We start from the raw sequence: 24088 nt of genomic DNA on the forward strand, positions 1-24088 counted from the left end.
TCAGGTTACCGCAGAACTTTTTGATTACCCGGGGACAGCTTTGAAGGGGGTGACCTCCGCGCAGATGGTCGTTCCATTGCAAGAGTGCCGTTCGATCTGTTCTTCGCGTTCGGGATGCGTCGCTTTTGAATATCGGTCTGACGCGAGCGCCTGCAAGCTTTTCGCGAAGGTGGAATCCGCCTTCGAAAGTCCAATGACCACAGCAGGAACGAAAGACCTGGTTCCTGGTTACCGCTCTCCATCAAATCCGGCCACGCAACCTGCCGTGTTAACCCCCCAGGCTGAGCCGGCCTTGGAGGCGCCGGATGCCAGCGGCCGCAAGGTGACCTATCACGGGATCCCCGGAGACCCTCGACCGATCGGTTGGGTCTATATCAACGTCTGCAGCGGAGCGCCGGTGAACGCGACCTCCTTGCGCAATTCGGTCAACGATTTCGTTTTCGAGTCATTGCGGCTCATCCCTGGGAGGATCGAGCAGTTTGACAGGATCACGACACCGCAATGCGCGCGGGTACCCAAGGCCATCGGCTATGCGGCCGAAGATACTGAAGAATGGAGAGTCGGGGCGGCCCTGCAGGAAATGGGTCCGATCCTGCGTCCTTTGGGGATTGGGATCCGCGCGGACGGCAAATTACGATCGGGAGATGCCGACCGTTACCGCATCGATATATGGCTCAGCCATCAGTAGGAGTTCGCGGCTCGGGCAACCTTCACGAAGGACGTCCGGCTTGGTACTCCAATATTATCGCCGGTAACACCGGAGAGCCCGTAGCCTTTGGTGCCGGCACTCTTGCGTTGCTGAGCGGAATCCGTCGACCCGGGCAGGACGCCCGGTGAACACGTCAATGATCGACCAAAGATACGCTCTTCATTTCATAGCGCTTGGTCATGCTCGACTATCTCTATAGTTCTCGGCGCGTTTGAGATTGCCACGCCCGTCCGTTATTTTTCGTGCGCCTGAACTCGATCACCTTTGCCGGTTGCTTGCAATGCTCGGCGGTGATCACCGCCTCTATAAGCAGGTCAATAGCCAAGCGAGAATCCCGGCTGACTTGATCATGTCCGCATAAATGGTTGAGGGCCTCGTTGAGGTGGACGCGCGCTGCGGCGAAATCGCTGTTCAATTAATTCTCCGATCAAGTAACCCAACCTACGTCGGATATGGCCGCCCGCCTCTCAATGGCTTGGAAATATCCACAACCGTTTTTGATTCAAATCGGCAGGATCCAAGTCGGCGGCGCCAGAACAGCCGCAAGCAAGAGTGCATTTGGGCGAGCGCGAAGGCCGGCGCCACATCATATCCGAGACTGATGCAAGGCCGGCTAGACGGATCGACAGGTCCGCCACGCTCCCACACATGGCGGATTCGTCGGGTAGGAATTATTTATCGCGCGATCGCGGAAGTCCGCTTTCAGCGCTCCCGTCCGTCTCGTTTCCCTCGGTAGCCTAAAACGTGTCGAGATCAGTTGGCCTCATATCCGGCAGCTTTGAAGAAGTTTTTGCACTCGGTTGGCTTGAACAGGTGGCCGATATCCCGCATGCCGCTCCGGGAGGGCAAGAATGCGGGCCTTTGGTAACCCTTGATTGATTATCGGCCCCATACTGCGATGCATATGTGGCCAATTCGCTCTCATTGATCGACAAGAAAAAAGCCCTGCGGCTTGGCCGCGAGGCTTTCTTGGACGTCTGCTAATATTGAAGCCCTCGCATGAAGCTGCTCAAACGCGACGCGGTTTAATTTCAGACGATTCAATCGGCTCATTTTCCAGAAACGAAAATATTGCGAAGGCATGGATCACGTTAGGTCGGCGATGTCCTAAGGGAGCATCGCGTTTTTTGCTATCTTCGAATTCGGGGAGTCGTTTGGTTTCCCAACCGGGCTGTCAAAATTGGGGTTGAAATTTACTTCCGAATTGTTCGGTGCTAGGGGACCCACCAACACGCAGCTAACTACTCTACCGCGGGGGGGTGAAAGAGTGACGCAGCGTCCGTCTGCCGTAAGGCTCGGTGACCTTCTGGCGGGAGACCTGCGGGTCTTTGGCGGCCCCACGACGACCGAACCACTCGCCGGCCGAATCAGGGCGGAGCAGGTCAATATCGTGCTTCGCAACACGCCTCTTGGCATGGTTGCGAACATACTCAATGCGGCCACTCTTGTTATGGCGCTTTGGGGTTCGTCCGACCAAACGAATGCGGTCCTCTGGGCGAGTGTCATTATCGTCGCCGCCGGGTTCGTAGGCCCAAGAGCGAGATCATCGTTTCGGTCAGTCAAACCAAGGTCAGTGTCTCGCCGGACTACGCAAAACCTGGTGCGGAACGCCCTCTTGTTTGGCATCTGGTGGGGCGCACTTCCCATTCTGTTCTTCAGTGGGGCAACAAGTGCCGCCCAGGTCGTCATCACCTGCCTGAGCGCGGGGATGATCGCAGGCGGTGCCGCCTCCTTTTACACGATTCCCATTGCGGCCATCGCGTATACGCTGCCGATCTTCGTCGGTTCGGCGGTTGCGGTTGTGTGGCTGGATGGCGCCGTCAATCTGCCCGTCGCAATCCTGTTAGTGAGCTACGCCATCACGCTGTTTCGTGCAGTGCTTGCCCACGCGTCCGAATTTACCCAACGCTTCATTCTACAAGCTGAAAGCGAAAACGCCATTCGCAGGGATGTTCTAACGAGTCTGCCAAACCGGTTCAGCTTCAACGAGCGGCTGGAGAACGCGTTGGTGGACGCTAAGCAATTTGACCAGAACTGTGCGTTACTGTTGTTCAATCTTAACGGTTTCGACAAAGTCAATGATCGTTTTGGCCGAGCAATGGCGGATGCCCTGTTGGTCGAGGTGGCTGCGAGACTTCGCAAATCAACGCGGGAGACCGATGGCATTGCCAGATTGGAGGGCGGCGAATTTGCAATAATCGCTACGCGCGATACCAGGCCAGATCAAATCGGGTCCTTGGCCAAACAGATTATCGATGCCATGCGCCCCCCTTTCTTGATCGAAGGACGCGAAATATATTGCAGGGCCTCTATTGGTATCGCTTTGGCGCCCACGGACGGTTTGGATGCCAACCAACTCTTGCGGTGCGTCGACACCGCGCTGTACAGGGCTAAGACGCTGGGGGCGGGCTCCATCCAGTTTTTCAGCGGAAGCGACGGTGAAGCTGCTGCAAGGCGCCATGCCCTTGAACGCGATCTGGCATCTGCGCTCGCCAATGACCAGCTTTCGCTGGCATTTCAACCCTTTCTCGACCTCGGGAGCGATCGCATCCGAGGTTTTGAAGCGCTTCTGCGGTGGCAGCATCCGACCCTTGGCGCGATCCCACCGTCGGAGTTCATATCTATCGCTGAAGAAACGGGTTTGATTCACTCAATCGGACACTGGGTCGTCAAAACGGCTTGCTTGGCCGCGGCGCGCTGGCCGTGCGACTTGCGGGTCTCCGTCAACTTGTCGGCAGTGCAGCTTAAGAATAAAGCCTTGCTGGATGGAATTGTGGCGGCGTTGGCTGAAGCCGGTTTGGAGCCCCGAAGACTCGAGGTCGAAATCACAGAAACTGTGCTGATTTCGAATTTTGAAGAAACGATTTCATTATTACAATCGTTAGGTTCTCTATCCGTAACAGTTGCTCTTGACGATTTTGGAACCGGCTATTCATCACTCACTTATCTTCGTAAATTGCCTCTTTCGCGGCTCAAGATCGACCGATCTTTTGTCCAGGATATGCTCACCGATGCGGACTGCGCCGCGATTGTACGATCATTGATTGAGTTGGCGCATGAGCTTCGAATTGAGGTAACAGCCGAAGGCGTCGAAACTCCCGAACAGCTCGACTATCTTCGCCGCATCGGATGTGACGAAGCTCAAGGCTATTTAATCGGGAAACCTGTCCGGATAGACGACATTCTTTGCATTGCTGCGAAGCCGTTTGGTCAGCAGCTAAATACATGAATCGCACGACCCGCACTTTGCCGGCGCTGGTCTGGTTTTTTCTCGTAGGCCAACGGTGACGAGGTGAGGCAACAGACTCCACCCGGTAACATTTTTCTTGAGGCAATGCGCAGTCGTAGGATGAGGAACTTCGAGGCCCTTATTGCGCGACCTGACACCATAAGAAGTCGCCCGAGAATGCGATGTGATGGCGGGTGGGTGGATGTGGACCCGATCCCCGGAACGCTGGTCGTCAAAATCGGCGCGGTGCTCGAACTGGCGTCGAATGGCTATTTGCGCGCGACCGTGCATCGCGTCGTGACGTCGCCCGCCGGCGTCTATGGGCCTTCCGTTCCCTTTTCTTAAGCGCGGCGGGAATGCGACCATGCCGCTTCTGAGCCTGCCGAAAGAATTGGCGGCCGAGGCCCGCGGACGGGCAAATGATCGAGAAACCCGTTGTTCCGACATGCCGCCTGCAAAGCCACAGCGCTCCTATGCCGATGTGGCACGCCGGTACTATGTCGATCTTCAGGTTTGCGGTCGGAGCACGAATCTTTGCCGTTTCGCGCTTCCTTTGGAATGTCATTCATCGCCAAAGCCCTGAAACGAGCTCAGAAAGGCAAAACCGTTCGGCGGTTTTCCTCCCATTCCGCTAAACGGTGTTCCCCTCTGAAGGCTTTGACCTTCCTTTGGCCGGGCCGCATTCGAGCCCGGCCTTTTTTGTTTCACGGACTGCTTTGTTCAGATCTGCTGGAACGCGTTTCGCTGGGTCAATCTTTCGGAAACAAGACGGTTCGCATTCGCAGCCGATGTTGCGTCATGCCCCACTTCAACACCGCCTGTAAGAATATGTTATTATATCAGCACGTTAGGCGCGCGCCGGCGCGTGTTACCACTACATTTTGGGGATGATCTCAGGCGAGTTGTTCGTCGAGGTTGTGTGGCAGAGCGATGCCAGCTGCCTTGAAGACGTTGCCCACTTGGCCCGTAACGTGGGTTCTGGTGGTGACGATGCGACCATCCTTTTCGATGGTGGCTTCCTGGAGGCGGTCGAGATCGCGTAGAAGCGGCTGCCATTCGGGCGTCAGGCCTTTGGCCCGGCAGAGGCGGTACAGTTCCTTGCTGAGTACGAGCCCCAGGAACGAGCAAAACACATGCCCGCGGATGGCGGCATCGGATTGGTGGAAGATCGGCCGGGTATTGAAGGTTGCCTTGGCGGCGCGGAACAGGCTCTCGACCTCGAGCAAATCGCGATACCGCAGCACGGCCTGGAGCGGGGTCACCTTCGCGTTGGTCCGCACCACGGTGATGCCGTCGTACCGGGCTTCCTCGGCAAGCTTGCCGACATCGATCTTGAAGTTCTTGCCGCTGGCCTTGAGGTAACGCCGGTAGGCCGAGTTGCCGACCAGTGCCTTGTCGCCCTTCTTGAGCTGTGCCTCGAGGCCGGCGATGATCGCCTGGCGGTCGGCCTTGTCCTTCTCGGCCTCGGCGTCATTGCGGCTGACAATATAGCGGTCTTTACCGACCTTGACCTCTTTGACCCACAACTGAGTTTCACCGCGCTGGCGCTCGAGAACGAGCGGAACCATCGGTGCCGCGTCATTGAGCACGACGTTGTGGATCACGCTGCTCGAGCGTTCGCGGGCCCCCAGAATGTATTCCATGCCCAGCTTTTCGAGCGCGGCGATGGTATCGGCGCTGATCATGCCGCGATCGGCGACAACGCAGGCGCGTGTGACGCCGAAGCGCGTTCGCAGCCGATCGACCACCGGCAACAGGACGGTCACGTCAGCGGTGTTGCCGGGCACCATCTCGGTGCAGATCGGCCGGCCCTCGGCATCAACGACCAGCGCCAGGATCATTTGCGCCAGATCGGGGCGGAAGTCCTTGGAATGCCCGCGCTTGCCCAGCGTCTCGCCGCCCGCGCCGTAGAAGGACAACGAGGTGGTGTCCATGAACACAAGGCTGAGGTCGGTGAACAGGTCCTGCCGGCGCGCGAAGAGCTTTTCCTCGATCGCGTCTTTCACGCAGCGCGCCACCAGCGCGCCTTGCGCCTTTTCGCCGAGTTCCTCGCCCAGCCAGGCCATTGCCCGGTAAAAGTGATGGAGCGCCAGACCCGCGGCGCCCTCGATACCATAATCGGCCATCCAGTTCGCGCAGTCGCGGTCCGAGCCCGAGACGAACAGCCGATGCAACGTGCCAATGAACACCGCCCGTTCCACCGCAAAGCCGAACTGGCGCCCCTCCAGCACCTCTTCCAGCACATCGCCGATCCCGAGCCGCTGCCACAGCCGCCCGAACAACAGCGGACCGCCAATGCGGCGAGAGGCAATCCGCCCCGCGTCAATGTCGGACAGGATGAGGCTGCGTTCGCCATGGCGCGCAATCGAGGCCGCCAATCTGTCAAGTTCGCCGCTGGCAACCAGCGCATCCTTGCGGCCCAGCGCCTTTATCGTGCGCTGGCGAACGGTTTTGCCGTCGCGGACACTTTCCACGAGGTAGAGATAGCGGTGGCCGCGCGCGACTCTCTCAACGACAAACATGCCAGCGTTGTTAGCGAATAAATGCCGTAAAATCCATACAAAACAGGGACAACAGCACAAATGTTGTTACCACACATTTTCGTGCCGGAAATCCAAGGCAAGTGAATTCAATAGCTTAACGGACAGTGTTCGCCATCCGTTCACCTCCAACTGTTCAAGTCGGGTCTGTAAGAATATGTTATTATATCAGCACGTTAGGCGCGCGCCGGCGCGTGTTACCACTACATTTTGGGGATGATCTCAGGCGAGTTGTTCGTCGAGGTTGTGTGGCAGAGCGATGCCAGCTGCCTTGAAGACGTTGCCCACTTGGCCCGTAACGTGGGTTCTGGTGGTGACGATGCGACCATCCTTTTCGATGGTGGCTTCCTGGAGGCGGTCGAGATCGCGTAGAAGCGGCTGCCATTCGGGCGTCAGGCCTTTGGCCCGGCAGAGGCGGTACAGTTCCTTGCTGAGTACGAGCCCCAGGAACGAGCAAAACACATGCCCGCGGATGGCGGCATCGGATTGGTGGAAGATCGGCCGGGTATTGAAGGTTGCCTTGGCGGCGCGGAACAGGCTCTCGACCTCGAGCAAATCGCGATACCGCAGCACGGCCTGGAGCGGGGTCACCTTCGCGTTGGTCCGCACCACGGTGATGCCGTCGTACCGGGCTTCCTCGGCAAGCTTGCCGACATCGATCTTGAAGTTCTTGCCGCTGGCCTTGAGGTAACGCCGGTAGGCCGAGTTGCCGACCAGTGCCTTGTCGCCCTTCTTGAGCTGTGCCTCGAGGCCGGCGATGATCGCCTGGCGGTCGGCCTTGTCCTTCTCGGCCTCGGCGTCATTGCGGCTGACAATATAGCGGTCTTTACCGACCTTGACCTCTTTGACCCACAACTGAGTTTCACCGCGCTGGCGCTCGAGAACGAGCGGAACCATCGGTGCCGCGTCATTGAGCACGACGTTGTGGATCACGCTGCTCGAGCGTTCGCGGGCCCCCAGAATGTATTCCATGCCCAGCTTTTCGAGCGCGGCGATGGTATCGGCGCTGATCATGCCGCGATCGGCGACAACGCAGGCGCGTGTGACGCCGAAGCGCGTTCGCAGCCGATCGACCACCGGCAACAGGACGGTCACGTCAGCGGTGTTGCCGGGCACCATCTCGGTGCAGATCGGCCGGCCCTCGGCATCAACGACCAGCGCCAGGATCATTTGCGCCAGATCGGGGCGGAAGTCCTTGGAATGCCCGCGCTTGCCCAGCGTCTCGCCGCCCGCGCCGTAGAAGGACAACGAGGTGGTGTCCATGAACACAAGGCTGAGGTCGGTGAACAGGTCCTGCCGGCGCGCGAAGAGCTTTTCCTCGATCGCGTCTCTTCACGCAGCGCGCCACCAGCGCGCCTTGCGCCTTTTCGCCGAGTTCCTCGCCCAGCCAGGCCATTGCCCGGTAAAAGTGATGGAGCGCCAGACCCGCGGCGCCCTCGATACCATAATCGGCCATCCAGTTCGCGCAGTCGCGGTCCGAGCCCGAGACGAACAGCCGATGCAACGTGCCAATGAACACCGCCCGTTCCACCGCAAAGCCGAACTGGCGCCCCTCCAGCACCTCTTCCAGCACATCGCCGATCCCGAGCCGCTGCCACAGCCGCCCGAACAACAGCGGACCGCCAATGCGGCGAGAGGCAATCCGCCCCGCGTCAATGTCGGACAGGATGAGGCTGCGTTCGCCATGGCGCGCAATCGAGGCCGCCAATCTGTCAAGTTCGCCGCTGGCAACCAGCGCATCCTTGCGGCCCAGCGCCTTTATCGTGCGCTGGCGAACGGTTTTGCCGTCGCGGACACTTTCCACGAGGTAGAGATAGCGGTGGCCGCGCGCGACTCTCTCAACGACAAACATGCCAGCGTTGTTAGCGAATAAATGCCGTAAAATCCATACAAAACAGGGACAACAGCACAAATGTTGTTACCACACATTTTCGTGCCGGAAATCCAAGGCAAGTGAATTCAATAGCTTAACGGACAGTGTTCGCCATCCGTTCACCTCCAACTGTTCAAGTCGGGTCATGCGAAATCTGGCGGTCGACCCAGGATTGCCAAGTCCGCTCGCTTCGCTAAATTGAGGCGCTAGAGCAGTCCAATCGGGAGGCCATTCTCGGAGCCCAAAGGATGGCCTGTAACCTCTAGATATCCCGCCCAAACCCCCAATGGCCCAGCGTTACGACATAGAGAAGACGCCCGAAGGCACGTGGGACATTATCGACGTCTTCACGGGGCTGCCGGTCGTCGAGGTGGGCGTCCCCTTGATCGACATGCCTATCGAAGAGGCCGACCACTTGGTCGACCTTCTCAACTGCCGCGACAGGACACGGCGGGGCGATACTTAGGCTCTCTCGGTCGGTAGGTCGAGAAGTCGGCCCGGTTAATGAGGGGACAGCCTTCCGCCATCCCAGCGGAGAACCGCCTTCGCGATCAGAATTGTCTCACGTCGTGATACATTTCCCTTGTGCCTCATGTTGTATCATGGCATGATTCACTTATTGGGGGACGACGATGATCCGCTCTTACAAAAATGGCCTGACGGAGATCGTCGCTTCCGGGAAATGCCCGAAAGGATTTCCGGCCGATATCCACAAGCGTGCGCTCAACAAGCTGACGCTGCTCGAATATGCGACCAGTCAGGAAGATTTGATGTCCCCTCCGGGGAACAAGTTGGAGCAGCTTTCTGGCGACCGCGAAGGTCAGCACTCGATCCGCATCAACGATAGATGGCGCATCTGCTTCGTATGGACGGACGGCGGTCCCGAGATGGTTGAAATTGTCGACCACCACTGAGAGGATAGACCAATGACCAGCATTCTGCCTCCGATCCACCCCGGCGAGATCCTTCATGAGGAGTATCTCATCCCCCTCAAGATGAGCGCTGGCGCCTTGGCGAAAGCTTTGAACGTGCCTCGCACCCGCATCGAGCGCCTGGTAACCGGGGCAACGCCAGTGACCACGGATACGGCTCTTCGGCTGGCCAAGTTCTTTAAGACTTCTCCGGAACTCTGGATGAACATGCAGGCCGGATACGACCTGAAGATCGAAGCCGAGGAAAAGAAGGAAATCCTCGCCCAGATCCCGGTCTTGGAATATGAGCACACCTCCTGATAGAACGCCGCCCATCTTTCGTTACGAAAACCGTCGTTGACGAGGATGGGAGCCAGCGTTGTGGCCTTCTCCCCGGGCGGGATGCCCGCCTCATCGGTTACCTGTATCCGATTGGCGGCGCATGGCTCTTCCGTCAATTGGCGGATCCAGATTTCGGCAAGCAACGCACTGCCGCGACGTCGGTGCCAGTTGGCCAGGGCGAAGTGGCCCAACACATACGTCGGATGAGCGGCCTCATGTGCGATCTCCCGCCAGCAGTGCGTCAAAGACTTCCTGCGCAAGAGAGCCGAGCGTCAGTCCGAAACCCGGAATGACACTCGGCTGCCTGAATCGCCACCCCGCCTGCGCGGGTGCTGTGGTCATATCGTCCTGATCTAGATCTAGCTCACTGGGCCGGCTTGTAGATCTGGTCGAATATACCACCGTCGCCGAAATGATAAGGCTGTGCCTTCTTCCAGCCGCCGAAAAGCGGATCGTCGATGGAGATCAGCTTGATATCAGGTGTTTTTGGCAGATCCGCCGGCGCCACGAGTTCTGGCTTGGCCGGACGGTAGTGGTTCTTGGCAATGATCGTCTGGCCTTCCTTGGAATAGAGCCAGCCGAGATAGGCTTCGGCGACCTTGCGCGTGCCCTTGGCGTCGACATTGGCGTCGACCACCGCCACCGGCGGCTCGGCCAGGATCGATGTCGGGGGATAGACGATCTCGAGATTGTCGGCGCCGAATTCGTTCAGTGCCAGATAGGCGTCGTTTTCCCAGCCGATCAGCACGTCGCCGAGGCCCTTTTGCGCGAAGGTCACAGTCGAGCCGCGCGCGCCGGTGTCGAGCACCGGGGCATGGGCGTAGAGCTTGCCGACGAATTCCTTGGTCTTGGCCTCGTCGCCGCCATCATTGGCGTTGGCGTAGGCCCAGGCGGCGAGGTAGTTCCAGCGCGCGCCGCCGGAGGTCTTGGGGTTGGGCGTGATCACCTGGGTGCCGTCCTTGACCAGGTCGTTCCAGTCGTGGATGCCCTTGGGATTGCCCTTGCGGACCAGGAAGATGATCGTCGAGGTGTAGGGCGCCGAGTTGTTTTCGAATTTGGTGCGCCAGTCGGGATTGATCTTCTTCGACTTCGAGACGATGGCGTTGATGTCGCCTTCGAGCGCCAGCGTCACCACATCGGCGTCGAGGCCGTCGATGACGGCGCGGGCCTGTGCGCCCGATCCGCCATGCGACTGCTGGATGGTGACCGTTTCGCCGGTCTCGGCCTTCCAATGCGCGACGAAAGCTTCGTCATAGGCCTTGTAGAGCTCGCGTGTCGGATCATAGGACACGTTGAGGATGGTGGTGTCGGCCAACGCGAAACCGAGCGTACCGAACTGGACAGATGTGGCGACCAGCGCGCCGAGCAGTTTCTTGAAATAAGGTTTGGTCATTCCCGCCTCCGTTGAACTGGAGCGAACTCTACCGAATTTATAGAATTTAGATGCATTCAATGTTGCCTTTTTGCCCCTCGGAAGCAAATGTTCGCCGATCTTTGTCCTCACGAGGAAATATTTTCCTCGCGCCGCGTAGCGCGGATTCCGCGCCCGGCAAGTGATCTATCTGAAACAGGTGGCGCTTCGGTAAGGCCGTGCGAAGTCAGGAGATGTCGGCCGGCGGCTCACTCGGCGGTGACGGGGAAGTCGAATCGTTGCATTGGAAACGGCTCGTTCTCCGCGCGAAGTGCCACCATTGGCGCGCAAGACCCCACTTCAACACCGCCTGTAAGAATATGTTATTATATCAGCACGTTAGGCGCGCGCCGGCGCGTGTTACCACTACATTTTGGGGATGATCTCAGGCGAGTTGTTCGTCGAGGTTGTGTGGCAGAGCGATGCCAGCTGCCTTGAAGACGTTGCCCACTTGGCCCGTAACGTGGGTTCTTGTGGTGACGATGCGACCATCCTTTTCGATGGTGGCTTCCTGGAGGCGGTCGAGATCGCGTAGAAGCGGCTGCCATTCGGGCGTCAGGCCTTTGGCCCGGCAGAGGCGGTACAGTTCCTTGCTGAGTACGAGCCCCAGGAACGAGCAAAACACATGCCCGCGGATGGCGGCATCGGATTGGTGGAAGATCGGCCGGGTATTGAAGGTTGCCTTGGCGGCGCGGAACAGGCTCTCGACCTCGAGCAAATCGCGATACCGCAGCACGGCCTGGAGCGGGGTCACCTTCGCGTTGGTCCGCACCACGGTGATGCCGTCGTACCGGGCTTCCTCGGCAAGCTTGCCGACATCGATCTTGAAGTTCTTGCCGCTGGCCTTGAGGTAACGCCGGTAGGCCGAGTTGCCGACCAGTGCCTTGTCGCCCTTCTTGAGCTGTGCCTCGAGGCCGGCGATGATCGCCTGGCGGTCGGCCTTGTCCTTCTCGGCCTCGGCGTCATTGCGGCTGACAATATAGCGGTCTTTACCGACCTTGACCTCTTTGACCCACAACTGAGTTTCACCGCGCTGGCGCTCGAGAACGAGCGGAACCATCGGTGCCGCGTCATTGAGCACGACGTTGTGGATCACGCTGCTCGAGCGTTCGCGGGCCCCCAGAATGTATTCCATGCCCAGCTTTTCGAGCGCGGCGATGGTATCGGCGCTGATCATGCCGCGATCGGCGACAACGCAGGCGCGTGTGACGCCGAAGCGCGTTCGCAGCCGATCGACCACCGGCAACAGGACGGTCACGTCAGCGGTGTTGCCGGGCACCATCTCGGTGCAGATCGGCCGGCCCTCGGCATCAACGACCAGCGCCAGGATCATTTGCGCCAGATCGGGGCGGAAGTCCTTGGAATGCCCGCGCTTGCCCAGCGTCTCGCCGCCCGCGCCGTAGAAGGACAACGAGGTGGTGTCCATGAACACAAGGCTGAGGTCGGTGAACAGGTCCTGCCGGCGCGCGAAGAGCTTTTCCTCGATCGCGTCTCTTCACGCAGCGCGCCACCAGCGCGCCTTGCGCCTTTTCGCCGAGTTCCTCGCCCAGCCACGCCATTGCCCGGTAAAAGTGATGGAGCGCCAGACCCTCGGCGCCCTCGATACCATAATCGGCCATCCAGTTCGCGCAGTCGCGGTCCGAGCCCGAGACGAACAGCCGATGCAGCGTGCCAACGAACACCGCCCGTTCCACCGCAAAGCCGAACTGGCGCCCTTCCAGCACCTCTTCCAGCACCTCGCCGATCCCGAGCCGCTCCCACAGCCGCCCGAACAACAGCGGACCGCCGATGCGGCGAGAGGCAATTCGCCCCGCGTCAATGTCGGACAGGATGAGGCTGCGTTCGCCATGGCGCGCAATCGAGGCCGCCAATCTGTCAAGTTCGCCGCTGGCAACCAGCGCATCCTTGCGGCCCAGCGCCTTTATCGTGCGCTGGCGAACGGTTTTGCCGTCGCGGACACTTTCCACGAGGTAAAGATAGCGGTGGCCGCGCGCGACTCTCTCAACGACAAACATGCCAGCGTTGTTAGCGAATAAATGCCATAAAATCCATACAACATACGGCTAGCAGATCAAATGTTGTTACCACACATTTTCGCGCCGAAAACTCAAGGCGAGTGAATTCAATAGCTTAACGGACAGCGTTCGCCATCCGTTCACCTCCAACTGTTCAAGTCGGGCAATAGCCGGCACTATCCGGCTGCCAGGTCACGGTGCGCCGCCGTTCGATGCCGACCAGTGGCCTGCCACTGGCAAGCAAGCGAAAGGGCGCGCGGCGCCCTGCAGCTTGAGCACCAGCGGTGGCGCTCGGGCGCGGCGCCCAGCGTTTCCGCCATAGAGATGATTTCGAGCGCCACATTAAGTCCGGCCGGTCTCACCAACGCCTTCTCGGGCTTGACGAAATCTCGCTGCCTATTGACGAATCGAAGTCGGTCAGGTGTTCCACCGTATTCACCGATCTTCGCTCGATCCGATTTTCTTCGGCCCAGGACGGGGCGCGCCGCCGACGAGTCGTTTGGACGGTTTGGAGTCCTCTATGCCGGCTGACGCTTCGCGGCGCGCTGGCCAAAACACTGCTACGCAATCCGGAACGCCTCGTTGTCGGCATGGCAGATATACTGGAGCGCTCGTATCGGGGCTTGTCTCGGACCGGTCCTTGCAGGTGTGCGTTTGTATGGACCGGGACTTCAAACCGTCGGCACGGCCAACGCGATTTCGACCGGTCCCTATGAGCCTTGCGGACTCTGGTCTGATGCGCTGTGGAGCCATCGAGATCAGCCGGATGGATTGGCCTACCAATCACGACACGGTTCCAGCGAGATTTGCCTCGCTCTCTTTGAGAGAGCTGGCTTTCAACTTCTGCCTCAGGAAACTTGTCGAGCATGTTCGACGAAGTTGCAGGGGTGCTCGACAGTTATGGGAGATCCATTTCGCTATCCGCCAACTAGGCATCAGCGAGCGCTGTAGCAATCGCGTCGGGGTCGTCCTCGTCTGCACCGTCGGGCTCAACCGCAGCTCCCGCCTCCTCGGCGAGCTCGCCATCCGGTAAGTGACCGGCCGGGGGCGCTACAGGGCGGGCGGATTTTATATCCCGATCTGGGTGGCCTGTCCGCCAACTATTTCCAGGCCAGTGGTTGGACATCGCCCCGCGTGACGGTGGGCCTAGGCTTTCTTGAACTGGATCTTTAGTACGTCATCGATCTCCGGCGCTCTTAATGAGGCGCCAAGCCTATTTTGTAACGCTTGGCGAGAGCCCAAAACCAGTCCGCGTCTAGATCAACCACTCGTTCTTCTTCTCGGACCGCATGACCCGCGCGGTCAAACAGTGCATAGCAAAGTGCTTCATCATCGTGCCGGGCGTAGTAGGCGATTCCATCTGCATCGATATGGGTCGACAGGGCTTTCGACCAAACTTGGGGTACGTCGTAGGGCAAGCCGCCATGTACAACCTCCGCCGTCGCGCCCAAGACTGCAAGGCCCGAGCCCGCGAGCTTGATCAGCCTTAGCTCAGCAGTGATTGAGAGCCGAGCGTAAGCCTTCTGGCGGAGGAGGTCCAGGTCGAGAAGCGTCCGACCGGGGCGTCTCAAAAAAGTCTCGGCGAATGCGCCTGTTGCGTCGCGTGCGGCGTAAAGAACGCCGTAGCTTGCGTCAGGTGCATTGAGGCGACCATCGCGCGACTTATCGAAGTAGATGGGGTCGTACCTGGCCGTGAAGAAGCGGTGAATACTCGTGCCAGCCGCAACTATGATAAATTCCGGCTCTCGTCTCGCGATGTCGGCGGGCGGAAGAGGAGCGCTCACGCCCCCTGCTGACCTATGCGTCTAGCCGCCTCGACGACCATCTCGATCTTGCCCTCCTTAAGGAGATCGATCGGTTTCCGACCCTTAAGCCGATCATCCGGATGGACAAGGAAATTTAGCATCGCCCAAGGATTCCGTGTGGGAACGGCTGCTTGAACAGACTTTAGGCCATCAACTATCGTGCCATCACGATTGAATTGCAGAGTTGGAAAACTGCGTCGGTTGCTAGGGCCGGGAACCGCAAGGAGGCTTCCCTCCTGTACCCTTTTGTCGACGGCTTGCCGTGAAATGCCCCGCAGCAGTGTCTGTACCTGCTCCAGGTCATATGCGCCCCCAGCAGCGCGGAGGTCCTCTTGAGAGATGCGGACTCCTTCGAGAACCGCCATTGAGCGAGCGTCCGGTTCGAAAGCATCTTGATTGATTACGGTGACTTTCGGGAGCGACCCACCAGCATAGACAGTTCTTGGTCTACCAAACCGCTTCTTGCCGATGCGCTGCACCTTCTTTACCGCATCCGGACTGGAGGAGACAATTGCGACCTTGGCGCCCGCTGGAAGTCTGACGTCTTTCAACGTGACGGCCGGGTCGCCGCTTACCATTAGCATGGTCATAACGCCGCCAGCGGCCTTCACACGAGAAGGCCTAGCTCGGTGTGCTGAAACTTGAGATTTGACCTTGGGTGCCATTGCGATCTCCTGAGCGCCCAAAGTGGTCATACCAAGCAACTTTGTCAACTGTGACAACTTATGCTAGGCCTTGTCGTGATTGGAATTCCGTCGGGCGGCAAAAGGGGCTCAAACAACGGCGCACCAGCTCGAACTGGCTGACCTCATCGAATTCGTACTCTCGCGGCCGATCGTGACAGAGGTGCGGAGAGTACAGGGGTGCCTAGCCTGAAAAATTCATGGGGGTTGGTGGATGTGGCGCAAGCCGTTGAAATGACTTAGGATTTGGTTGCTTAAGCCGATCCGAACCATTTCCCGGAGACCACACCCACCATGAACGATCTTACGCTGCCGCTGAGCGGTTTGTCATCAGTCGGCGGCAAGTCCGTCGTCGCCCGTTTCGACGGCGGCATGCTGTCGTCCAACAGCGGCGTTCTGGCTTTGGCCGAGGTGGAAAAGCGGTTGCGGGTGGCCGAGCGTCTGGCGCGTTGCATCGACGATCCGCGCTGCCCGGACCAGGTCGTCCACAGCCTGGCGGACATGATCGGCTTTCGCATGAAGATGATTGCCGCCGGCTACGAGGACGGCAACGACGCCAACCGGCTGCGCCGCGATCCGGTCTTCAAGATGGCCCAGGATGCGCTGCCGTCGGGTCGGGATCTGGCGTCGCAATCGACGCTGTGCCGGCTGGAGAACCTGCCCGGCGTGCGGGAGCTGGTTGCGATGGGGCGGGCGATGGTCGATCTCTATTGCGCCTCGTTCCGGCAGGTGCCGAAGCGGATCGTACTCGACATTGACGACACCTTCGACGCTGTGCACGGAGGCCAACAGCTTCGCCTGTTCAATGCCCACCATGACGAGTACGGCTTCCAGCCGATCGTAGTGTTCGATGGTGCGGGACGGTTCGTCAGCGCGATCCTGCGACCGGCCAAGCGGCCGAGTGGGGCTGAGATCCGCCCCCACCTGCGCCGTCTGGTGCGGGCGATCCGGATCAACTGGCCGAACATTCGAATCCTGCTCCGCGGCGATAGCCATTATTGCAGCCCGCAGGTCATCGACTGGTGCCGCGCCAACGACGTCGACTTCATCTTTGGCCTCGCGCCCACCACGACCCTGCGCAAGCATGTCGCGGATCTGGAGGCCAGCACGACGGCGCGCTTCGAAGCGTCGGCCAAGACAGGCAAGGTCCGCAGGTTCAAGGAGTTCGTTGACGGCGCCGCTAGTTGGAGCCGCGTCGAGCGCATCATCGCGCGGGTCGAGGTCGGCGCCCAAGGTGCCGATACCCGCTTCGTCGTCACCAACCTTGCCGGTGGGAAGGCCAAGGCGCTCTACGAGGATGTCTACTGCCGGCGCGGCGCGGCCGAGAACCACATCAAGTCGTGGAAGACGCATCTTGCCGCCGACCGCACATCCTGCACCAGAGCGACGGCCAACCAGTTCCGGCTATTCCTGCATGCCGGTGCTTACTGGTTGATGTGGGGCTTGCGGGCCGCGATGCCGAGGCGCTCGAGCTTTGCCGTCGCCCAATTTGACACGCTGCGATTGCGCCTCATCAAAATCGCCGCGCGGGTGGTCGAGATGAAAACGCAAATCCGCCTGCACCTGCCGACATCCTGCCCCGACCAGCGTATTCTGCGCATCGTCCTCGATCGCATCCCCCAACTCGTGACATAGCGACGGGGCCAAGATGCCCCGAACCGAACCCGCCAACATCAACCCGCAAACCCCGCCTCCCATCACCGACGGATGCCCCGCCGCCCGACCAGGCTTGTCAAAATGCACCCACATCGCGACCAAATCGTAGCTTCAGGCCGCCGACAACTCATCGCTGTGCATCAAGGCGGCTAGATACCGGCGAGCAGTTTGCCTTCCTCTTCGGCGGCGGCAATGAACGCCTTCCGGACATCCTCAGCTGTCATCTCGCCGGCCAGACAGGACATACAAGCGCGCACTGCTTGGTTCCACATGGGGCCGCGATTGTTCCACTCCATGAGTTCCCGAGCTGCACCCTCAACATTGTTACAGCTATACCGGACACCCGGCTTGCCAGTCGAGACGGTGACCGGAGGGTTGAACCAATGGAGAGCCATTAGGGCTCTTTGAGGTCGAAGAGGACGAACTGTCCGTGAAGCGTGGCACGGTCCATGATGATCTCGACCAACTCACAGTCGGTCTCTTTAAGGTGGGGGCCTGCTTTACGAACCGCCGCTACGGTTCCCCTAACGGAAACGGTGCTACCGGCTCGAACGTGTATGTTAGCCGCGTCCACCAATTCCTTGGCGGTGCCCATGGGTTTGCAGTTCGTTTGAGCATCCATACGGCGCCTCCCTGTGGGAGAAACCACATGGGGTATCTGTGGACCACCAACGGGAAAAATCAAGGGGAATGTTTGCCGCAAATTCCCGTGAGGGCTCGCCAAGCGGGACACCTGCTACATGGTCATCTTTCCTTTGCGCTTGGGAATTTTTGAGATGGCTTCCTCTCGGTGGCGACCAAAGTCTTCCTGTCGCACTTCGGCCTCGACCCGCTGCGTATGCAATGGCATGCGACGGATCTGACCGGCAGCGCCACGGCCTTGGCGCCAGAACCCGGAAACATGCCGTATTCTCACGAACGCCGATGTTCCACCCGCTTGTAAGATGGTAAACGCCTGGTCGACTTCCGAGGGCATGCGACCGGTGACGATCGGGAGTAGCTGCGCATGTTTGATTCGAATTGCTCAAAAACGCTCATCTCACTGATAGAAAAGATATTGTCGGCCATCGGTGTCAGATCTCTTTCCTATTTGACGCAGGCAGCCGCTGCTTTGCTGCTTTTGATTGCCGAGGCGATACCGTTCGCCCCGCTCATATTATACGCTTCGTTCCACATGCGACCAAACACGCCGGCACTTCATCCCAAAACGCCTCGTCAATCTCGTCGGGAATGGGTGGCCCAGGCCAACGAAATCGCGACCTTCTGGCTGAGTCGGTGCGCGAGGCTGTAGCGCCCTCTGATCAGACCGCGTCGGGGCCTTCCGATGCGAGGAGCAGTGCGACTTCGACGCGGTTTCGGCCTTTATGCTTGGCCTTGTAAAGGGCGGTGTCTGCGGCGAGAAGCAGGCCTTCCGGCATCCTGATCGTCCCGCCCGATCGTGACAGTGCGGTCGCTGAACCAATGCTGACGGTGACGCGTCCGCCGCCTTCCGGATTGTCGCCATGAGGCAGGCCGAGGTTTTCGATTGCCAGCCTCAGCCGTTCCGCTATTTCAAGTGCTTCGTCGCCATCGGTATCAGGCAAGATGACGGCGAGTTCTTCCCCGCCATATCGCGACGCCAGATCCCCAGGACGATTAAGCACGTCTCTTATTGCGGCAGCGACGGCGCGAAGACAATCATCGCCTACCTGATGACCGTATTTATCGTTAAAGCCTTTGAAACGATCGATATCGAGCAACAGCAAGGACATCTGTCCAGCGCTGCCAACGGTGCGCCGCCATTCCCTGTCCAAGGTCTCGTCGAAGGCTCGGCGGTTGCCCAGGCCGGTCAGCCCATCCGTCATCGCAAGCGAGCGGAGTTGTTCTTCGAGCCGTTTGCGTTCTGTTATATCTCTCATGATCAGCACGAAGTCGCCTGGAACGCCAGTTAGCGGATCACGGACGATGCGCGCCTTGCTCTCCACCCAGACTGTTTTCCCATCCTTGCGCCGGATCTCGATCGCAAGCGGCTCGCCTTCATCTGCCCGGCAAGCAAGAGCGCGGCTGCCGCAGCGATGTTTTGAAGATGCTCCGGCGGGACGAACACCTCCGGACCATGCCCCACCATTTCCTCCGGCAGCCATCCCAGAAGTCGGGTGCATGACGGTGAAACGTAGCGTGCCTTTGTATCCGGCCCGAGTTGCATGATGACGTCACCGCTGTTTTCAGCGAGCATCCGGAAATTCGTTTCCTCCGGAAGAATGTCCGAACGGATTGCCAGGCCTGCGGGCGATCGCTCGGAGCCGGTGCGACCAAAAGCCTTGCGAATAAGCTGTGACGCGGATGGCAGGCGCATATTTATCTCCTCTTCGGACACTTTTCTGGGGGGCGCCGCAGCATTCTTTATCGGTTGTTCAAGCCACCCCCAGGGAGGGTTTCTGTCAGGCGATCCGATCGATTGGGTTCGCTATCCCGCTCGCTACCCTAGTCTCCTCAGCAGGTGGTCGCCCGAACTGCTTCAAAAGGCCTTTCGCTATTTGACGTGGTACCGCTTGCGAAAACAGATACCCCTGACCCAACTGGCACCCGATCTCCGCAAGTAAGACGGCCTGGGCTTCGTTCTCGATGCCTTCGGCGATGACCTGGATGTCGAGCTTGCGAGCGATGCCGACCAAGCCCTCGACGATCGCCAGGCTCGGATCTCCCTGGACAAGGCGATCAATGAAGGATTTGTCGATCTTGACGATATCGACCGGCACCGTCAGCAGATGCGTGAGCGAAGCGAAGCCGGTTCCGAAATCATCGAGCGCGACGCGCAGGCCATGGGCCCGCAACGCCTTGATCTCCCGAGCGACGACCGGATCGCGCTGGCCGAGATAGACCGACTCCGTGACCTCCAAAATGATATGTTTCAACGGAACGTTCTCGCGGCCGAAGGCGGCTTCGAGACGCGCGTAAAGAGTGCCGCTATGAAAATCGGCTGAGGTAATGTTGATGCCGACATGCTGCAACGGAATACCTTGATCCAGCCACGAGCGCACGTCCGCTGCGACAATCGCTATCATGCGTTCCGTCAGATTCGAAGCGACGCTGACATCCGACGTCGCCTGGTGAAACGCAGCGGCGGAAACGACCTCGCCATCCGGCTTGCGAAGGCGGCAGAGGGCCTCCATGCCGACGATCGCGCGGGTGTCGAGCCGCAGGATCGGCTGGTAGAACGCGTCGATCCGCCCTTCGCGCAAAGCCACGTCAACATCGCGGATCACCTCAATCCGGGTCTTGATTGTGCTGCCGATCCCCGGCGAGTACAGCACGAAGCCGCCTCGGGAAGTTTCCTTCGCGTGGTAGAGCGCGAAATCGGCGTTTTGGCGCACGCTTTTCGCATCGATGTCCCCCGCCGACAGCACTGCGCCGCCGATGGTAGCCTGTGCCAGGATCATGTGCCCGTCGCAATCGGCGGGCACAGCCAGAGTGTCGAGAATATGACGCGCCGTGCTCTCGATGCCAGCGGGCGCTCCGGCTCGCTGAAGGATTACGACAAACTCGTCGCCGCCCATGCGGAACACACGGTCAGGCGCTAGGCTTTCGGCGAGACGTGACGCCACCGCCTGTAGCAAAGCGTCGCCGGCGGCATGGCCGAAGGTGTCGTTGATGGTCTTCAGGTTGTCGAGGTCGATGATCAGGACCGCCCAGGCGCTCGGTTGGCCAAAGGACAGCCGCTCCAGGGCGACGTCCAAACTCGCCCGGTTCGGCAGGTTGGTGAGGGCATCGACATAGGCGCCGTGCTCTCGCTCGACGACCCGCCGGTGACGCTCAAGCGCGATGGCGCACAGGGAGGTACACGACGCGACAACCTTCTCCTCGCGCGGGGTGGGGCCGCGTTTCTCTAGAAAGTACAGGGCAAAGGTGCCGAGCACAGCGCCCTCTGCGGCGCAGATCGGGCTCGACCAGCAGGCCTTCAGGCCCAGCGCCAGGACGGGCTCCTTGAAATTGATCCAGCGCGGGTCGGTCGCGATGTCCTTCACAGCCACGGCTTTTCCGAGATAGGCCGCACTGCCGCAGGAGGCCACCAGCGGGCCGATCATCAGGCCTTCGAGACGAGCCATAAATTCATTCGGCAAGCTGGAACCTGGGAGGGGATGCAGCAAGCCGTTACCGTCAACGCGCAGAACGGAACATCTGACGTCCGGCAACAGTTTCTCGATCTGGTGGCAAAGACGGTCCGTCGTCGCTTCGAGCGTCTCGCCCCTGGCGATCATTTCGAGAATATTGTTCTGGAGATGCAGCACGTTAACCGCCAATCCGCGTTCCTAATACCCTGCAGGCATTCCTGGCGAAATCCCTTTGAGGAGACGCAGTGTACGAGATGATAATGTCAGGTAATTCTTTATAAGTTGGACAAACCCGTTTCCGCGGAGGATTCGCGTTGAGCGCCGTGTATTCCCCCTTGAAGCCAGCCAGTGCCTCTAGTCCCGGGACCACCGGCACGGCGATGTGATCCATCCCATTTCGGAAGAGCTGCCGGCAAGATGGTGTTGCTGCGCGCAGTTGCCGACGAGGCCCCTATCTCCTCCGAAATTACCGGCTACGGGGAAGAAAGACTGGTCATTTTACCTCCGGCTACTCGACGCCGCGGCCGAAGATGCTGACTGGCGAGAGGTCGCAAAGATCGTCCTACACATCGACGCGGAGAAAGAACCGGATCGCGCACTACGAGCATGGGAGACCCACCTTGCTCGCGCTCGCTGGATGACCACGAAGGGCTATCGCTACCTTCTCGCGGGCGGGGCGCCGCACTGAAAAAGTTTCCGCTCCAAATCGGCAATTGGCCATCTCAGAAACACGCCAGGCCGTTCTGTTTAAGGCACCCCTAAGCGTAACCGTTTGTCTGGCTTGGCTCATCGATCAGCCGGACAGGGCAGGTAGGCGTTGGTTTCCAGCCACTCGCGAACGATTATCTGGATGAGGTCCGACCGACCGATTTTCAGTTCGCTGGCGATGGAGTCCAGTGCGTCCTCAATGATGGGTTCCAACGGCACCCCCTTCACGTTTCTGAGCATTAACGCAGCACGCCGGAGAATGATCTGCAAATCCGCGCGCGAAATGTCTGCGATCCGACCGGCAGCGCTTTCCAACTCCTCGGCGATTGATTGGCGCGTCATCGACATCCCCTGATTTTATGCTGAAACTCTACGCGGCTTGCCGGTGTTGTTGAAGACACGCATTCTTGACACCCAAAACTGCCCCTCACATATCTTCCACCCTGCCTTCGACAGGCGCCAGAGGGGGCTGCTTTGACCATTGATTGTCACACACTCGTTCCGGCCGACTGCAGGAATTTTGGCCGGTCCGTGTTCGTGAAACGATGCAGTTCATGGCAGCGCTGTGCCACAAGCGATGGGGCGACACGTGCTTCGAGTGAAGGGTGCTCAATGTTCGCGCGCCTGGTGTCGTCAGCGTCCGCCACGCGCTTTGAGCGCCATACGTTAGCGATCGCTGGCACTCCAGATATTGGAAGGTCAGGCTCGATGAACGGGGAAGGTGAAGGATTGACTGGTCGGGTTTGCGGGCCGAGCTTGTCGGCCGCTCAATCGAAAGCGTCATTTGGGGCACTTCCTCCCCCGCGTGCAACTGGAAGACATGCTCGTTCAGTTCCTTGTCCACTTCCGCGAGACGATGGTTTATGCACATGCCGGCGCTCGAGCATGAGGTCGAGAAAAGCCTCGAGGTTTTTCTCATGTATCAGATATTCGAACTTGACCACGATCGGGCCGCTTCTCGGCTTCAAATTGAGAGCGACAGCTGGAGCGTCGAATTCCTTCAAAGGATCGGGCTCGGACTCGCGGCGCTCGCGAAGAGGAAACAGAACGCCGGCTGCGGCAACCAACAGCAGAGCACCAGCGGAGCCCTCCAGCGCCCCGCTCAGGGAATAGGTCTGGGAAACGGTGCCCCATACCCAACTGCCGGCCGCGATGCCGCCATCTATCAAGGCATAGTAGATCGAGATAGTGCGCCCCACGACCCAGCGCGGGCTGGCCAGTTGCACACTCACGCCAACCCCGGACCAGGCGGTGACCCAGCCCGCGCCGCCCAGGGCAAGCGCCATTGCCGCCACCGCAATGGAAGAGGTCAGTGCAAGGGAAAGGGAGCATGCCGCACAGGCGACGCAGGAGAGCCTCATCAGCCATTCTTGCGATAAGCTCCATCCGAATGTGCTGTTGGAGATGCCAGCGACGACGGCGCCGGTCCCGAAACCGGCCATGAGCGTGCCATAGGCGAGCGGTCCTCCCCCCAAATGATCGCGGACAACCAGCGGCAGCAGCGCGAGGACGGCGATGCTCGCCAGGCCAAAAAGGGTTCCGCGCGCGATCGCCGCCTTGATGTCCGATGACATCGCCGTGAAGCGCAGCCCGTAATAGATCGCAGTCCTCATCGATCGGCTATTCTAGCGAAGACAAAGAGGCTCGTGGGAAAAAAGGGTGGCGGCGCTTGGGAGGACGAATGAAGCGATATTAGAAGGACGTCCGTCCTATCGGCCATCTTCGGCTCTAACGTCAATGCGCAACAAGCGAACTAGCGCCGGCGAAGCGCAGTTGCGATGTAGGCATTGAAAGGGCGGCTGGTGTGTGGTTCCACCAACTCTCCCAATGATCCGACGGCAATGTTCAGCTAACTCCCAAGCCTTTGGACAGCGAACCGATGGTCATTCGACAACTTTACCCGGCCATTGCTGGACTTTGCTTTTCAGTATGTTTTTGCGGGTTTGGCTCACGTAAGTGAGGCGGATTGGCCAATCTGGTGCCCAGTCGTCCCGTCGTCATGGCTGCAGAGGACATCTTGGTTGTCGATACCATCCCGGAATGGGTGGAACCCTGAGCACGCCATATAGCCGATGTCGCGGGTCCGGGCTGGCTGAACCAATGAACTGCTCCACG

The 24088-nt window shown here is 59.5% G+C and carries 19 protein-coding genes and 4 pseudogenes; 10 read left to right on the forward strand and 13 right to left on the reverse strand.

Annotated features, from left to right (window positions below; all coding sequences use genetic code 11):
• The first annotated feature begins 49 nt into the window (after nucleotides 1-49).
• The gene (locus AC0V8S_RS40785; protein ID WP_475439514.1) at nucleotides 50-688 is read left to right on the forward strand and encodes a PAN domain-containing protein; all 639 of its coding nucleotides are present in this window, start codon (nucleotides 50-52) and stop codon (nucleotides 686-688) included.
• 214 nt (nucleotides 689-902) lie between these two features.
• Here AC0V8S_RS40785 and AC0V8S_RS40790 read toward each other — a convergent pair whose 3' ends face one another.
• Nucleotides 903-1124 (reverse strand): hypothetical protein, encoded by a 222-nt coding sequence (locus AC0V8S_RS40790; protein WP_475439243.1) that lies wholly within the window; start codon nucleotides 1122-1124, stop codon nucleotides 903-905.
• Between the two features lie 852 nt (nucleotides 1125-1976).
• Here AC0V8S_RS40790 and AC0V8S_RS40795 point away from each other — a divergent pair.
• The gene (locus tag AC0V8S_RS40795; RefSeq protein WP_475439244.1) at nucleotides 1977-3938 is read left to right on the forward strand and encodes a putative bifunctional diguanylate cyclase/phosphodiesterase; all 1962 of its coding nucleotides are present in this window, start codon (nucleotides 1977-1979) and stop codon (nucleotides 3936-3938) included.
• A 198-nt stretch (nucleotides 3939-4136) separates the two neighbouring features.
• Entirely contained in the window at nucleotides 4137-4283 is a 147-nt protein-coding gene (locus AC0V8S_RS40800) for a 2OG-Fe(II) oxygenase family protein (RefSeq protein WP_475439245.1), read from the forward strand.
• Between the two features lie 548 nt (nucleotides 4284-4831).
• Here the strand turns inward: AC0V8S_RS40800 and AC0V8S_RS40805 are convergent.
• Nucleotides 4832-6460, reverse strand: a complete 1629-nt coding sequence (locus AC0V8S_RS40805) for an IS1634 family transposase (protein WP_475439246.1) — start codon at nucleotides 6458-6460, stop codon at nucleotides 4832-4834.
• Nucleotides 6461-6700: 240 nt separating this feature from the next.
• Nucleotides 6701-8330, reverse strand: a pseudogene (locus AC0V8S_RS40810) (IS1634 family transposase).
• A 307-nt stretch (nucleotides 8331-8637) separates the two neighbouring features.
• Here AC0V8S_RS40810 and AC0V8S_RS40815 point away from each other — a divergent pair.
• From AC0V8S_RS40815 to AC0V8S_RS40825, 3 genes are all read left to right on the forward strand, one after another.
• A complete protein-coding gene (locus AC0V8S_RS40815; protein ID WP_475439247.1) occupies nucleotides 8638-8817 on the forward strand; it encodes a hypothetical protein in 180 nt (59 codons plus the stop codon).
• Nucleotides 8818-8983: 166 nt separating this feature from the next.
• On the forward strand, nucleotides 8984-9265 hold the full coding sequence (locus AC0V8S_RS40820; RefSeq protein WP_475439248.1) for a type II toxin-antitoxin system RelE/ParE family toxin: 282 nt from the start codon (nucleotides 8984-8986) through the stop codon (nucleotides 9263-9265).
• Between the two features lie 12 nt (nucleotides 9266-9277).
• Nucleotides 9278-9583, forward strand: coding sequence for a HigA family addiction module antitoxin (locus AC0V8S_RS40825; RefSeq protein WP_475439249.1), 306 nt, complete (start codon nucleotides 9278-9280; stop codon nucleotides 9581-9583).
• 385 nt (nucleotides 9584-9968) lie between these two features.
• Here the strand turns inward: AC0V8S_RS40825 and AC0V8S_RS40830 are convergent, their stop codons facing one another.
• Together AC0V8S_RS40830 and AC0V8S_RS40835 are read right to left on the reverse strand one after the other, a co-directional pair.
• Nucleotides 9969-10997 (reverse strand): sulfate ABC transporter substrate-binding protein, encoded by a 1029-nt coding sequence (locus AC0V8S_RS40830; protein WP_475439250.1) that lies wholly within the window; start codon nucleotides 10995-10997, stop codon nucleotides 9969-9971.
• A 403-nt stretch (nucleotides 10998-11400) separates the two neighbouring features.
• Nucleotides 11401-13030 (reverse strand): annotated as a pseudogene (locus AC0V8S_RS40835) (IS1634 family transposase).
• 648 nt (nucleotides 13031-13678) lie between these two features.
• Between AC0V8S_RS40835 and AC0V8S_RS40840 the strand changes: the two are divergent.
• Nucleotides 13679-13981: an RES family NAD+ phosphorylase gene (locus AC0V8S_RS40840; RefSeq protein ID WP_475439515.1), complete on the forward strand. Its 303-nt coding sequence runs from the start codon at nucleotides 13679-13681 to the stop codon at nucleotides 13979-13981.
• Between the two features lie 245 nt (nucleotides 13982-14226).
• Here the strand turns inward: AC0V8S_RS40840 and AC0V8S_RS40845 are convergent, their stop codons facing one another.
• Both AC0V8S_RS40845 and AC0V8S_RS40850 read right to left on the reverse strand, forming a co-directional pair.
• Nucleotides 14227-14814 carry an RES family NAD+ phosphorylase gene (locus AC0V8S_RS40845; protein WP_475439251.1) on the reverse strand — a complete coding sequence of 196 codons (588 nt, stop codon included), beginning with the start codon at nucleotides 14812-14814 and terminating at the stop codon, nucleotides 14227-14229.
• Nucleotides 14811-15500: a hypothetical protein gene (locus tag AC0V8S_RS40850; protein WP_475439252.1), complete on the reverse strand. Its 690-nt coding sequence runs from the start codon at nucleotides 15498-15500 to the stop codon at nucleotides 14811-14813. Before AC0V8S_RS40850 ends, AC0V8S_RS40845 begins: the two co-directional genes overlap by 4 nt.
• 312 nt (nucleotides 15501-15812) lie before the next feature.
• Here AC0V8S_RS40850 and AC0V8S_RS40855 point away from each other — a divergent pair, with 312 nt between their 5' ends.
• Nucleotides 15813-17153: an IS1380 family transposase gene (locus tag AC0V8S_RS40855; RefSeq protein ID WP_258597197.1), complete on the forward strand. Its 1341-nt coding sequence runs from the start codon at nucleotides 15813-15815 to the stop codon at nucleotides 17151-17153.
• Nucleotides 17154-17323: 170 nt separating this feature from the next.
• On the opposite strand, the gene AC0V8S_RS40860 is transcribed toward AC0V8S_RS40855, so the two are convergent.
• Entirely contained in the window at nucleotides 17324-17569 is a 246-nt protein-coding gene (locus AC0V8S_RS40860) for a DUF982 domain-containing protein (RefSeq protein ID WP_475439253.1), read from the reverse strand.
• 611 nt (nucleotides 17570-18180) lie between these two features.
• Between AC0V8S_RS40860 and AC0V8S_RS40865 the strand changes: the two genes are divergently transcribed.
• Nucleotides 18181-18465 (forward strand): hypothetical protein, encoded by a 285-nt coding sequence (locus AC0V8S_RS40865; RefSeq protein ID WP_475439254.1) that lies wholly within the window; start codon nucleotides 18181-18183, stop codon nucleotides 18463-18465.
• Between the two features lie 10 nt (nucleotides 18466-18475).
• Here the strand turns inward: AC0V8S_RS40865 and AC0V8S_RS40870 are convergent, their stop codons facing one another.
• From AC0V8S_RS40870 to AC0V8S_RS40880, 3 genes are all read right to left on the reverse strand, one after another.
• Nucleotides 18476-19138, reverse strand: coding sequence for a GGDEF domain-containing protein (locus AC0V8S_RS40870; RefSeq protein WP_475439255.1), 663 nt, complete (start codon nucleotides 19136-19138; stop codon nucleotides 18476-18478).
• Nucleotides 19102-19509 (reverse strand): PAS domain S-box protein, encoded by a 408-nt coding sequence (locus AC0V8S_RS40875; protein ID WP_475439256.1) that lies wholly within the window; start codon nucleotides 19507-19509, stop codon nucleotides 19102-19104. The genes AC0V8S_RS40870 and AC0V8S_RS40875 overlap by 37 nt, the downstream gene beginning before the upstream one ends.
• An 85-nt stretch (nucleotides 19510-19594) precedes the next feature.
• Nucleotides 19595-21412 (reverse strand): sensor domain-containing phosphodiesterase, encoded by a 1818-nt coding sequence (locus AC0V8S_RS40880; protein ID WP_475439516.1) that lies wholly within the window; start codon nucleotides 21410-21412, stop codon nucleotides 19595-19597.
• A 270-nt stretch (nucleotides 21413-21682) separates the two neighbouring features.
• On the opposite strand from AC0V8S_RS40880, the pseudogene AC0V8S_RS40885 reads away from it, so the two are divergent.
• Nucleotides 21683-21953: pseudogene (locus AC0V8S_RS40885) on the forward strand (DNA -binding domain-containing protein).
• A 98-nt stretch (nucleotides 21954-22051) separates the two neighbouring features.
• Here the strand turns inward: AC0V8S_RS40885 and AC0V8S_RS40890 are convergent.
• Both AC0V8S_RS40890 and AC0V8S_RS40895 read right to left on the reverse strand, forming a co-directional pair.
• On the reverse strand, nucleotides 22052-22315 hold the full coding sequence (locus tag AC0V8S_RS40890; protein WP_475439257.1) for a hypothetical protein: 264 nt from the start codon (nucleotides 22313-22315) through the stop codon (nucleotides 22052-22054).
• A gap of 373 nt (nucleotides 22316-22688) precedes the next feature.
• Nucleotides 22689-23586: pseudogene (locus tag AC0V8S_RS40895) on the reverse strand (MFS transporter); the annotation flags it as partial.
• Between the last annotated feature and the right edge of the window lie 502 nt (nucleotides 23587-24088).

Source organism: Mesorhizobium oxytropidicola (assembly GCF_056174625.1).